This window comes from Bradyrhizobium sp. P5_C11_2 (genome assembly GCF_054049755.1).
In genome coordinates this window covers 1-12,530 of record NZ_JBFULT010000188.1, presented here as the reverse complement: position 1 = coordinate 12,530, position 12,530 = coordinate 1, and the positions used below count along the sequence as shown (strand labels likewise).

The following is a 12,530-nucleotide window of genomic DNA, read 5'->3' as shown; positions in this document are numbered from 1 at the left end:
GTGTTCGCCCGTGACTGTCTTCGGAGCCTCGGTCTTCGAGCCAGGTTCGATTGAAGCCCATGAAGTTGCGAAATTGCCCGGTATCAGGGTTCCAGGCATGCTGCACAAAGGCAGCAAAGCGGGAGGTCAAGACCTCCGATAGCGGCTGTTCGCCCGGATTGTTGAGGGCGCAGGCCAGCAGCAACGCCCGCGCATTGTCGTCGACGCAATAACCGTGCGCGCGATCGGGCACCGAATGCACCGCATGCTGGAACAGGCCGACATCGTCGCACATCGACAGGAAGTAGCCGATCTGCATATCCGGCGGCGCCGGGCCACGCGGCCCCGGCGAGCCGACGTCGGAGCGCGCGAAGACCTTGGGCCGGTGACCTTGCCGTGCAGTCTCGAAGACGGACATGTAACGCTCGGCCGTGCATTCCCACGTCATCGTCCGGCTCGCGGCATAGGCGCGCCGGGACATCGCCTGCCGTCGCACGTCGTCGGTGAGCAATTTTGCGATTTCGTCGCCAATGGCGGCGGCATCGCCGAACGGCACCAGAACTCCGCATCCCTCTGTCAGCAGCTCGCGTGCGTGCCAGTAAGGCGTCGAAACGACCGGCTTCCCCAATCCGAAGCTGTAGGCCAGCGTTCCAGATGTCATCTGGGCTTCGTTGAGATAGGGCGTGACATAGACGTCGCACATCGAGATGAATTCGAGCAACGTCGCCAGATCGACGAACCGGTCGAGGAACACCACGTGGTCGTCGATTCCAAGTTCGCGCACCCGCGCCATCAGGCCTTCGCGATAGGCCTCGCCCTGGTTTCGAACCAAATTCGGGTGCGTTGCGCCGAGCACGACGTACACCGCGTCCGCGCAGCGCTTCAGAATCTGCGGCATGGCGTCGATCATGACCTCGATGCCCTTGTTGGGGGACAGCAGACCGAAGGTCAGAATGACCGAATCTTGCTCAAATCCGAGCCTGGCTTTCGCCGCGTCGGGCGCGACGAAGGCGACATCGGGAATACCGTGGGCAATGACCTCGATCTTGTCGTCGGGCACCAGATAGACGTCGCGCAGCAGTTCGCGGCCTTTATGGGCCATCACCACGACCTTCGACGACGCATCGACGATGCGCTCCATGACCGTACGTTGCGCCGGTGTCGGATTGGCCAGCACGGTGTGGAACGTCGTCACCACCGGCATGGCAAGGCGAGACAACAGCACGAGAATATGGGCACCGGCTTCACCACCGAAAATCCCGAACTCGTGCTGCAGGCACACGGTGTCGAACTGGCCGGCATTGAGGAAATCCGCGGCCCGTATGTAGTCTTCGATACTGCCGTCCTTGATCTGGAAAGCGACCGCCGGGGGATAATCATAGGCCTGACCGCGATCGGTCATCGCCACGATGCAGGTCTCGAGATCAGGGCGCGAAATCGATATCGCGTTCTTCAGGTCGGTCGTATAGGTCGCGATTCCGCACCGGCGGGGCAACGAGTTGCCGATGACGGCGATACGGCGGAGCGGCGTCATGTCGGCACCTCGTTGATTTCGCTTGATGTCGGAGTGTGCACGGCGGCGGGCGGACCGGCAGGCCTCGTCGTCCGTTCGGTGCAATCCTGCAGCAGGGATGCAATTGGATCCGGCCCGGGATAGGCGATCAGGATGCTCATCCCGCTCGAGCCCACGTCGATGCCGGCGCGATCGGCCTCAATGAAGATCGCCTCCCCGACGGTGGCATTCGCCGGCCCGATGCGCCCCTTCCCGTCGACGACGAGGAGCCAGGATTCCCGATCGGTATCGAGCCTCCAATGCGAATGGGCCTGAAGATCGATCCGCTCGAGCACGAAATGCGAACTTGCGACGAGAACGCTGCGCGCATCGGCGAGGCGCCGTGGAGGCGATTGCGGTTGCGGCGGCCCGGCGTCGGAAATGGCGACCGCGCTGTCCTCGTGCAGCTCGCGCTGCCGGCCGAAATCGAACAGGCGGAATGTCGTGTCGCTGCGCTGCTGGATCTCGGCGAGCACGATATCGGCGCCGATGGCGTGGATCGTGCCGGCGGGGACGAAGATCACGTCGCCTTGCGCGACAGGACGCCATTGCACAAGGCCAGCAATCGAGCCGTCCCTGATCGCTGCGCGCAATGCCTGTGGCGTCAGATGCCGCTTCAATCCCAGCGCAACCTGCGCGCCCGGCGGCGCCGAGAGGATGTACCACGCCTCGGTTTTTCCGTTCGGCAGGCCGATGGCGTGCGCGAATTCGTCGGTCGGGTGAACCTGGATCGACAAGGGCTGGCTGGTGAACAGCAGCTTGAGCAGGAGTGCCGGGCTCGGCGCACGCTTGTCGATGCGTTCAAGCCACAACTCGCCGACCGGGTCAGCGGAAGCGTCAATGCTGCTCCAGGGGCGCAGATCGACGCGGCCCCAGGGTTTGCGGGCGATCTCTATGGAGGCATGCTCGAAGGTCATTCCTTGTCCGGCTCACGCCAGCCGATGGAATGCCGGCGGCAAAGGCTCCCGAACGAGCTCGCTCAGGTTCAGGGTCTCGCCGCTGTCCTCGATGTCCGAGACCAGAACTTCGACAAAGGGATGCTGGCGATTGAACCCGGCACCGCGCTGGTACTTTGCGCTGACGATGCGCTCGATCGATGCAAGATTGAGTTTGCCAAGCGCATTGTACTGACCGCGGAACAGGCTCTGTTCGCTGACGCGATGCTCGACCGAGGCGACCCAGATATCCATCACCTTGCGGCCAACGAACGCCTCGACCGGTTCAGAGCCATCCCGGGCGCTCAGTCGCAGCCCGTCCATACTATGTGGCCCGTCATCGACGCTAAATTGTGTAAGTAACATGACAGATCCTCCTGATAATGGCGCTTGTTCGCGCCGTCAGCCCTCTGCCACGCCCGCGCTGCTTGGTTACAAGCCTCAACAACCGCGACAGATATTCTTCAGCTTCGCCGCGGTTCGGGCCTCTTCCGCAACGAATGGATCTTTGTATGGAGCCCGAGAGACGTCGTTTTCGACAGCGGCAGGCGTCTTCGCCTTCGGCGGAAACGCGGCGTCGTAACAGGCGAGCCGTCCGCTCGTGCTTTCGATCGCGCGGCAGTCCGGTTCTCCGGCGGCAGCGCCTTGCGCCGAGGTGCCGGGCATCAATGCGACGAGAAGCGTTGTCATGCAGGCGCCTTTCCGGGCAGCACTCACGCCGAACATCCTATGATCTCCTTTTTGCCTGCCGATTGCCGCCCGGCGCGCCTTCGGCCGAGTCGGTCTTCCCGCAACAGCCTTCTGCGGAGCGGTAACAGTCGTGATACGGCTAAGGCCTACGCGCCGCAGGGTGGATCGTTCCTAGCGGCAGGGTGGATCGTTCCTATTGGCCAAGTATTGCGGTTGCGGCGTCCTATCCATGTAGGAAAGCCGCTGCGGCCACCAGAAGCAGAAGAAACAACGGGACGATCACCGGCGGCACGATCCAATCGGCCAGACGAAATTGAGGCATGCAGGCTCCTCCTCAGTCGGCGGGAGCGCTCGTGACCCTCAGTCACCGATGGAAGCCGTTGGAAGGGCGGTGATGGCGCAACCCTACGCTGACGCCCTGCGAATAGCGAGCTTTTAAAACGCTGTACGACATCAGCGAGCCCGATTTCGGCGTAACGACGAGTTGTCTGAAGGCCACGGCGACAGGATCGCTGGCTGCGTCGCAGCTGGTTGCCTTGGCTGGTGGCCTCGCTTACGTCATACCGGGTTGGGACAGCCGGATTTGTCACTCTTCGGACCGGAAGTCCGCCAACCCCTCCGGATTTATGCGGTTACGCCCAAGCAACGGGCGCTATCAACGTGGACGCGGCTCGCATGGTGACCATCTATTTCGATCTCGACGGCACGCTCACCGACCCCAAGCCCGGGATCACCCGCTCGATCCAGTACGCGCTCGAGCGGCTTGGCGTCGCGGTCCCGAGCGAGGACGAGCTGACCTGGTGCATTGGCCCGCCATTGCATGCCAGCCTGAAGAAGCTCACCGGAACCGACGAGCTCGCCGACCGGGCGCTGCTGCTCTATCGCGAGCGGTTCAGCGATATCGGCCTGTTCGAGAACGAGGCCTATGACGGCATCAAGGACACGCTGACGACGCTTGCCGCGACGACGCCACGCATGTTCGTCGCCACCAGCAAACCCGCGGTCTACGCCACCCGCATCGTCGATCATTTCGGCCTGAAACCGTATTTCGAGCGCGTGTTCGGCTCCGAGCTCGACGGCACGCGGGTCGACAAGCGCGACCTGCTGCGCTACGCGCTCGACGAGGCCAAGGTCGATCCCACCAGCGCGATCATGATCGGCGACCGCGGCCATGACGTGGTCGGCGCCAGGACCAACGGCATGACCGCGATCGGCGTGCTCTATGGCTATGGCAGCGAGGCGGAGCTCAGGGATGCCGGCGCGCATCACATCTGCGCCGCGCATCGCGAGCTGCTCGGCCATTGCGTGGCATGAACGTCAAGCGCCGTCGGTCCCGACCGCCGCCAGCATGCCGGTCTTCGGGTGGCAGTTCAGATATTCGAAGAACTGCTCGTCGGCGGCCGCCACCGTAACCTCGTGATAGAGCCGCAGCTTTGCCGATGGCCCGAGCGTCGAGAGATACTTCATCGCGGCGCCGAAGATCCTGACATGGGTCGGATGCGACTCCGCCCAGCGCTCGAGCGCAGCAAGGCTCTTCCACCAGCTCTGGCCGTAGGATTTTTCGCTCACGCTGCCGTCGGCGGCGAGCACATTCATGTAGCGATTGGCGTAGCAGCCGATGCCAAGCCCGTCGTCGCGCAAAAAATCCATGCCTTCGCGCAACACCGGTTCGACATCGTCGAGATAGAGTTTTCGCTCCGACGCCTCGGTGTCGCTCCAGTCCTGCCCGGAGCGGATCAGGCAGAGGTTGTCATGCGCCTGAACGCGCAGTCGCGCACCGTCGCGGATCAGCTCGGGAGCCCCGCCGGGCGCCATCGCATCGGTCTGGGACAGCGGAATGCGGTCGCGCATGCCGCCCCAATAGGCATGCTCCTGCACCTCGCCGCTCATGTCGTCCGCAATGACGGCGACGCCCTCGGGCCGGCCGAGCGAGGAGAACAGAGTCTCGTGGCGCGCGACTGAGGGGCGCAGCACCTCGATGAAGGTGCCGACGCCTTCGCGCGCCGTCCCGGTCCACGCCTCACGCGACGACGCAAACCAGGCGTCGAAACGCGCGATGTCGTCCCAATAGGCGACCGAGACGACATTCGTACAGCCGGCCTGGTCGACGTACTGCGCACGGTCCCAATGCGAGGGACCCCTGTCTGCCCGGAAGCGCCCGGCGATTTCGGCGAGCGCCTCCGTCGCCGCCGCCGGCACCGCGCCGCGATACTGCACACCGAAATAGGCCATCACGACGCGGCTCACGGCGGGCTTGTAGCGCGCCACGAACGACGGATATGGCGGCCGGTAATCGTCCGGCACGCGCCTGTGGCGCGAGCGCTCGGTCTCGAGATGCGGAGGAATTGCGGATTCCATGGCGATACCCTCCCCGTGATTGCAGTGCTCAGCTTGCCGCCGCAGCGATGTCCGCGGGCTCGATGGTGTCGGCCGGCAGCGCGAACTGCTCGACGCGCTGGTACCGCTTCTTGTTGAGCAGGAGCCGCGTCACGTCGGGCCGCGAATAGTGCCCGGCCGGATCGGCCGCGTTCTTGGCGACGCCGATGGCGCCGAGATCGATCTCGGCGATCAACAGCCCTTCCTGATCAGGCGGCAGCTTGTCGCCGATCTGGCTGCCGTCTGGGCCGTAGATTGCGGCGAACCCRCCGCCGACATGCAGCAGCGCGTTCTTGTCGGGCCGGTCGCACAGTTCATCGATCATGGCCTGCGACACCGTCGCGCAAGGCGCCAGCACGAAGCACGAGCCCTCCACCGCGTAGACGCGCGAGGCGGCGTTGTTCACCTCGGCGCCGAGCGCCGGCGCAAAGGGATCGTAGAGCGAAAAGCTCGGCCAGGCCGCGACATGGACCTGCTCGTTCTGGGCGTACATGGCGTATTTCGACAGCGGCTGGAGATGCTCCCAGCAGCACAGCGCGCCCAGGCGCCCGATATCGGACCTGGCGTGGACGGCGAGGTCGCTGCCGTCGCCCTCGCCATAGACGGTGCGCTCGGCATGGGTCGGCCGCAGCTTGCGGCGCTTGGCGATGGTCTCGCCATCGGGGCCGATCAGCCATTGCGCGAGATAGAGGCTGCCGCCGTCGCGCTCGGACAGTCCGATCACGGCGGTGAGGTTCGCCTTCCGCACGGCGTCGCGCAGCTTCTCGGCCTGCGGGCTGTCATAGGACAGCGAATTGTCGAAATAGCGCTGGACGAAGCCGCGGCCGATCGCCCAGGCCGGCGAGTCCAGCCAGATGTGCCAGGGATAGCCGGGGATGAAGGCCTCCGGAAAGGCGATGAGCCTGGCGCCCTTTTCCGCCGCCTCCCTGATCAGCCCGATCGACTTGTCGATCGAGGCGTCGAGATCCAGCCAGGCGGGCGCCGCCTGCACCACCGCCACCTTGTATTTCGGATGTTGGATGCCCATTGCCGCCTCCTCGTGCTCCGCTGGGACAGGGTGGCTTTCCGGTTGATCGCGGCCCGCCCCCGATGCAGTCTATTGGGCCAGAGCCGGACGAGGCCCGCTCGACCGCCATGGCACGAAAATTCGACTGGAACGGCGGTACGGAATTTGCCTCGAACTCCGCCAGGGCCAGTGATCGCCTGCGCAATTTCGGGACGTGAAAGGGAGGCCAGCTCATGTCCATCCAGTTCACCACGGACGGCAGCCCCGGGCACCGGCGTCTCGCGCTGTGGCAGGACATCGTCTGCGACGTCTTCGTCGGGCTCGACTGCAAATCGGACCTCGGCAGCGCCTTTCGCGGCTCGGTGACCCAGGCCGCGCTTGGCAAAGCGGTGTGCTCCGAGGTCTGCTCGGATCGCCAGCATGTCTTCCGCACGCCCTCGCGCATTGCGCGCTCGGACCAGGACTTCGTGCTCGTCGCGCTTGGCAATCGCGGCAACGGCGGTGTCGTGCAGGACGGCCGCGAGACCGTGATCCATCCCGGCGAGTTCGCGCTCTACGACACCACGCGTCCCTACGAACTGAAGTTCAACGATGCTTTCACGCAGACCATCTTCAAGGTGCCACGCGAGATGCTGCAGCGGCGGCTCGGCCGCACCGAAGCCCTCACTGCGTTGTCATTCGGCGCCGGCGTGCCGCTGGAACGGCTCGCCTATGATTTCATCGTCAAGCTCTGCCAGAGCGCGGACCAACTCGCCCCGGACAACGCCGCCGCACTGTCAGAACAGGCCGTCGATCTCCTGGCGATGGCGCTGAGCGAGCGGCTCGGCAAGACCTCGCTGCCGTCCTCGACCCATCGCTCCGCCCTGCTGTACCGGCTGAAAGCGCATATCCGCGCGCGCCTCTCCGACCCCGAGCTCTCTCTGTCGGAGACCGCCGCCGCGCTCGGCATCTCGCCGCGCTACGTCAATGATCTTCTCGCCGACGAGGACACATCATTCCAGCGTTATGTCCTCGCCGAGYGCCTCGCCCAATGCAGGCGCGACCTCGCCTCGCCCGTGCTCGCCCACCGCCATGTCAGCGAGATCGCTTTCGCCTGGGGCTTCAACGACCTCTCGCATTTCGGCCGCGTCTTCCGTGAGCATTTCGGGATGTCGCCGCGCGACTTCCGGCAGAGCCAGTTGCGGCATTGAGGCCCATTCCCAGTTAGCCATCACCTCGAGCCTTCGCCCTGAGCGAAGGCAATGCTCGCCAATTCCAGATTGTCAGGCCCTGCGGCCTGCATCAGGCTGGCACGTATGAGGACTCACGCCACGATAAGCGGATCGGAGCTGTTGCTGAGTGTGATCACTCTCCGGCTCGCGGTGTTGGTCCTGGTCGGCTGGGGCCTGACGCTCCTGCCGCGACAGCCGCATGACCAACCCGTCTGCCTTCCCTCGCCTGTCATACGGGGCGATGCTCAGCCTCCAGCCAAGACACTCGGCCCGCGCGTTGCCGATGCGGCATTCGATGACATGCGCTTGCACGACTAGGCCGTTCCCAAGCAAGGCCGGTATGTGAGCGCGGAGTAGGACGCAGCGCCGGCTTGCATTACCATCGCTCCCAAGACCGCACGGATCAATCAGCGGCCAGTCGAGGAGCATATCGATGGAATACCGACGCTTGGGCCGGTCAGGCCTCATGGTGCCCGCTTTGAGCCTTGGAACCGGCACCTTCGGCGGCGTCGGCCGCCTCGCCGCCTGGGGCACGACGGACGCGACCGAAGCGCGCCGCCTTCTCGATATCTGCCTCGAGGCTGGCGTGTCGATGTTCGACACCGCGGACGTCTATTCGCTCGGTGAGTCCGAGCGCGTTCTCGGCGAGGCCATCAAGGGCCGCCGTGACAAGGTCCTGGTCTCGACCAAGGCAACGTTCCGCTTCGGCGATGGCCCCAACGACATCGGCTCGTCACGGCAGCATCTGCTCACGGCGATCGATGCCTCGCTGAGCCGGCTCGGCACCGATTACATCGACCTGTTCCAGCTTCACGGCTTCGACGCCTTCACTCCTCCTGAGGAAGTGCTCAGCACCCTCGATGTGCTCGTGCGCGCCGGCAAGATCCGCTATGTCGGCGTTTCGAACTTTTCGGGCTGGCACCTGATGAAGTCGCTCGCAACGGCCGACAAGCACGGCTTCCCGCGCTACGTGGCCAATCAGACCTATTATTCGTTGATCGGGCGCGACTACGAATGGGAGCTGATGCCGCTCGGTCTCGACCAGGGGCTCGGCGCGGTGGTCTGGTCGCCGCTCGGATGGGGACGTCTCACCGGAAAAATCCGCCGCGGTCAACCGAAGCCCGAAGTGAGCCGCCTGCCGAAGACCGCCGATTTCGGGCCGCCGGTGCCGGACGAGCACGTCTATCGCGTCGTGGACGCGATAGACGAGGTCGCAAAGGAGACAGGCAAGAGCGTGTCGCAGATTGCGCTGAACTGGTTGCTGCAGCGTCCGACCGTCTCGACGCTGATCATCGGCGCGCGCAACGAGACGCAGTTGCGCGAAAATCTCGGTGCGGTCGGCTGGTCGCTGACCAAGGACCAGATCGCCAAGCTCGATGCGGCAAGCAAGGTGACGCTGCCCTATCCCTATTGGCATCAGCGCACGACCTTCACCGACCGCAATCCGCCACCGGTGTAGGGCAGCTCGTCTCGAACGTTCGGCCTTGAGCTGCATCAAGCCGGCCGGCGTCCGCCGTGGCATCGTGTCGGCTTCGCGAGGCTCCGATGCGCCGATTTGCCATGAAGGCCCTGTTCACGGTCCTCAGTCTCAACCGCGCCAGGCGGACGCGGGTCGATCGGGATCGCGCCGTCCTGATCTTTTCGACGGCGGTGACGCTCGGGCTCGCCGCACTCTATGTCTTCGGAAAATCGACAGCGCGCTGGTGAGCGTTGCGGAAACGGCCCCGCCCAGGGCCTGCGGCGCCGGTCGGCCGGCTTCCGGGAGGAACCGTCCGTGTCCTGCCGGGTTGCGGTCAATCCTGCAATTTCCTAATCCGGAGATGAACCACGGCTCGAATCAAGCGCGCATCCACCATGTCGCCTGTCCCCATCGAGCATGCCGACGGCCTGCCACAGCCCCAGCGCAACCAGGCGATCCTGACCATTGCGCTCGGCATCATCATGGCCGTGGTCGACAGCGCCATCGCCAACGTGGCGCTGCCGACGATCGCGGCCGACCTCGATGCGAGCCCAGCCTTCTCGATCTGGATCGTCAACGGCTATCAGCTCGCGATCACGATCTCGCTGCTGCCGCTGGCTTCGCTCGGCGAGATCGTCGGCTATCGCCGCGTCTATCTGGTCGGGCTCGTGCTGTTCACGCTGGCGTCCGCATTCTGCGCGCTGGCGCATACGCTGCCGCTGCTGACGATCGCGCGCATCATGCAAGGGTTCGGCGCAGCCGGCATCATGAGCGTCAACGCAGCGCTGGTGCGCTTCACCTATCCGCGCAGCCAGCTCGGCCGCGGCATCGGGATCAACGCGCTCGTCGTGGCCTTCTCGGCCGCGGTGGGGCCGACGCTCGCAGCCGGCATCCTCGCGGTCGGAAGCTGGCCCTGGCTGTTCGCCATCAACGTGCCGCTCGGCGCGGTGACGCTGGTGATGGGCCTGCGCAGCCTGCCGCACACCACGCCCGCGAGCCGTTCTTTCGACTGGCAAAGCGCGGGGCTCTCCGCGATCACGTTCGGCGTCGGCATCGCCGCGATCGACAGCGTCGGCCATGGCGAGGCGCTCGTGACCTGCCTCGTCCAGTTCGGCATCGCCATCGTCGCGGGCGTGCTGCTGGTCTATCGCGAGACCCACATGACATCGCCGCTGCTGCCGATCGACCTCCTGCGCATCCCCGTCTTCGCGCTGTCGATTGCGACCTCGATCGCCTCGTTCTGCGGGCAGATGCTGGCCTTCGTCGCGATCCCCTTCTACCTCCAGAGCCGCTTCGGCTATTCGGCCGTGCATATGGGCCTGCTGATCACGCCATGGCCGATCGCAGTGGCCTTCGCAGCGCCCCTCGCCGGCCGGCTGGTCGAGCACTATCCGGCCGGCCTGCTCGGCGGCATCGGCCTCACGCTGTTTGCCTGTGGCCTCGGCGCGCTCGCCTTCCTGCCCGCGGCCCCCACGCCGCTCGACGTGGTGTGGCGGATGGCGCTGGCCGGCGCCGGCTTCGGCCTGTTCCAGACGCCCAACAACCGCACCATGATCGCGGCCGCCCCGCGCGAGCGCGCCGGCGGCGCCAGCGGCATGCTGGGCACGGCGCGGCTGCTCGGCCAGACCACGGGCGCGGCGCTGGTGGCGCTGTTCCTCGGCCTCTATCCAGCCGACGGAACCCGGATCGCGCTGCTCGCCGGCGTCGGTTTCGCGCTCTGTGGCGCGGCGCTGAGCATGCTGCGGCTGTCGCCAGCGGGCGCGCGCGGCGCCGAGCACGTCCGCGTCCAGGACGACCAGCGTCTGCGCGGCGAATAGGACCGGCCCACGCGCAGGTTCGCGCCCCTCCTCCACACAACCGGTGCGTGGCTTAACTATCTGGACCAATGACGTATTGCCCTCCCGCTCTGGTTGCGCTTCACTGCAACCGGGACAAGGGGCATTTCATGCGATCATTTGGAATTGTGGCGCTCAGCGTCATGCTGGGCGGCTGCGCGTCCGTCACGCGCGGCACGACCGAGAATATCAGCATCTCATCGACACCTTCAGGCGTTGAAGCCGTGGTCACTGGGCTCGAAGTGCCCACCACCTGCACCACGCCATGCGCCATCGTCGCCAAGCGCAGTGCCGACATCACGGTCACCTTCCAGAAGGAAGGCTATGAGTCGCAGACGGTGCAGCTGACCAAGGAGGTATCGGGCACCGGCGCTGCCGGTTTCGCCGGCAATCTCCTCGCCGGTGGCGTGGTCGGCATGGGCGTGGACGCTGTGACGGGTGCTGCGACCGATCACAAACCGAACCCGGTCATCGTGACGATGCAGCCCTCGATCCGCGCGCGGCCCGCTGCTCCCGCCGCTCCGAAGAAACCGCGGACACCGGCTCCGCCTGAGGCCGGCACGTAGACATCCACTGCATCCCGATATGCGGCGGCGGCCAGACAAACAAAAAGGCCGGCTTTTCAGCCGGCCTTTTCGATTTGTGACGCTCGCGATCAAGCCTTGACCAGCGGGCCCTTGGAGGTCGGCCCCTTCGAGCCGCCGGGGCCGCCCGGCTTGGGCTTGCCCGGCGGGCGCTTGCGGGTGCCGGGCAGCTTTTCCTGCTTCGGCGTGACCGGCCCCTCGACGAATTCGAAGCCGATCTTGTCCTTGGTCTCGTCGGCTTCGTCCTTGACCAGGACGACGCGGACATGGCCACCACTCTTGAGCTTGCCGAACAGCACCTCGTCGGCCAGCGGCTTCTTGATGTGCTCCTGGATCACGCGGGCCATCGGCCGCGCGCCCATCTGCTCGTCATAGCCGTGCTGGACCAGCCAGGCCTTGGCGGGCTCGGACAGCTCGATGGTGACGTCGCGGTCGCCAAGCTGAGCCTCGAGCTGGAGCACGAACTTCTCCACCACCGTGCCGATCACCTCGACGCTGAGATGGCCGAACGAAACGATGGCGTCGAGGCGGTTGCGGAATTCCGGCGCGAACTGCCGGTTGATCGCCTCGTGGTCGTCGCCTTCCCGCTTCGAGCGGGTGAAGCCGAACGCCTGCTTGGCGAGATCCGCCGCGCCCGCATTCGTCGTCATGATCAGGATCACGTTGCGGAAGTTGACCTGCTTGYCGTTATGGTCGGTGAGCCGGCCGTGATCCATGATCTGGAGCAGCACGTTGTAGAGATCGGGATGCGCCTTCTCGATCTCGTCGAGCAGAACCACGCAATGCGGATGCTGATCGACGCCGTCGGTGAGCAGGCCGCCCTGGTCGAAGCCGACATAGCCGGGAGGCGCGCCGATCAGGCGCGACACCGTGTGCCGCTCCATGTATTCGGACATGTCGAAG

12 protein-coding genes are annotated in these 12,530 nt (G+C 65.4%); 6 read left to right on the top strand and 6 right to left on the bottom strand.

Annotation, left to right across the window (positions count from 1 at the left end; translation table 11 throughout):
• The 3 genes from ACXJL8_RS18915 to ACXJL8_RS18905 all read right to left on the bottom strand — a co-directional run.
• Positions 1-1,513: glycosyltransferase family 4 protein (locus tag ACXJL8_RS18915; protein WP_456685396.1), on the bottom strand; the 1,513-nt coding region annotated here is incomplete at its 3' end.
• Positions 1,510-2,448: a class I mannose-6-phosphate isomerase gene (locus tag ACXJL8_RS18910; protein WP_456623668.1), complete on the bottom strand. Its 939-nt coding sequence runs from the start codon at positions 2,446-2,448 to the stop codon at positions 1,510-1,512. The genes ACXJL8_RS18910 and ACXJL8_RS18915, both read right to left, overlap by 4 nt.
• A gap of 12 nt (positions 2,449-2,460) precedes the next feature.
• On the bottom strand, positions 2,461-2,832 hold the full coding sequence (locus tag ACXJL8_RS18905; protein WP_456623669.1) for a signal transduction histidine kinase: 372 nt from the start codon (positions 2,830-2,832) through the stop codon (positions 2,461-2,463).
• A gap of 999 nt (positions 2,833-3,831) precedes the next feature.
• Between ACXJL8_RS18905 and ACXJL8_RS18900 the strand changes: the two genes are divergently transcribed.
• Entirely contained in the window at positions 3,832-4,470 is a 639-nt protein-coding gene (locus ACXJL8_RS18900) for an HAD family hydrolase (protein ID WP_456623671.1), read from the top strand.
• 3 nt (positions 4,471-4,473) lie between these two features.
• Here ACXJL8_RS18900 and ACXJL8_RS18895 read toward each other — a convergent pair whose 3' ends face one another.
• Together ACXJL8_RS18895 and ACXJL8_RS18890 are read right to left on the bottom strand one after the other, a co-directional pair.
• Positions 4,474-5,514, bottom strand: a complete 1,041-nt coding sequence (locus ACXJL8_RS18895) for a phenylacetaldoxime dehydratase family protein (protein ID WP_456623672.1) — start codon at positions 5,512-5,514, stop codon at positions 4,474-4,476.
• A gap of 28 nt (positions 5,515-5,542) precedes the next feature.
• Entirely contained in the window at positions 5,543-6,559 is a 1,017-nt protein-coding gene (locus ACXJL8_RS18890) for a carbon-nitrogen hydrolase family protein (protein ID WP_456623673.1), read from the bottom strand.
• 212 nt (positions 6,560-6,771) lie between these two features.
• Here ACXJL8_RS18890 and ACXJL8_RS18885 point away from each other — a divergent pair, with 212 nt between their 5' ends.
• From ACXJL8_RS18885 to ACXJL8_RS18865, 5 genes are all read left to right on the top strand, one after another.
• Entirely contained in the window at positions 6,772-7,728 is a 957-nt protein-coding gene (locus ACXJL8_RS18885; RefSeq protein ID WP_456685395.1) for an AraC-like ligand-binding domain-containing protein, read from the top strand.
• Positions 7,729-8,182: 454 nt separating this feature from the next.
• Positions 8,183-9,208: an aldo/keto reductase gene (locus tag ACXJL8_RS18880; RefSeq protein ID WP_456685394.1), complete on the top strand. Its 1,026-nt coding sequence runs from the start codon at positions 8,183-8,185 to the stop codon at positions 9,206-9,208.
• Positions 9,209-9,294: 86 nt separating this feature from the next.
• Positions 9,295-9,456: a hypothetical protein gene (locus ACXJL8_RS18875; protein ID WP_456623676.1), complete on the top strand. Its 162-nt coding sequence runs from the start codon at positions 9,295-9,297 to the stop codon at positions 9,454-9,456.
• A gap of 147 nt (positions 9,457-9,603) precedes the next feature.
• Positions 9,604-11,025, top strand: a complete 1,422-nt coding sequence (locus ACXJL8_RS18870) for an MFS transporter (RefSeq protein WP_456623677.1) — start codon at positions 9,604-9,606, stop codon at positions 11,023-11,025.
• Positions 11,026-11,153: 128 nt separating this feature from the next.
• Positions 11,154-11,609: a translation initiation factor 2 gene (locus ACXJL8_RS18865; protein WP_456623678.1), complete on the top strand. Its 456-nt coding sequence runs from the start codon at positions 11,154-11,156 to the stop codon at positions 11,607-11,609.
• A gap of 89 nt (positions 11,610-11,698) precedes the next feature.
• Here the strand turns inward: ACXJL8_RS18865 and ACXJL8_RS18860 are convergent.
• Positions 11,699-12,530, bottom strand: an 832-nt coding sequence (locus tag ACXJL8_RS18860; RefSeq protein ID WP_456685393.1) for an AAA family ATPase, incomplete at its 5' end; no start/stop codon positions are given.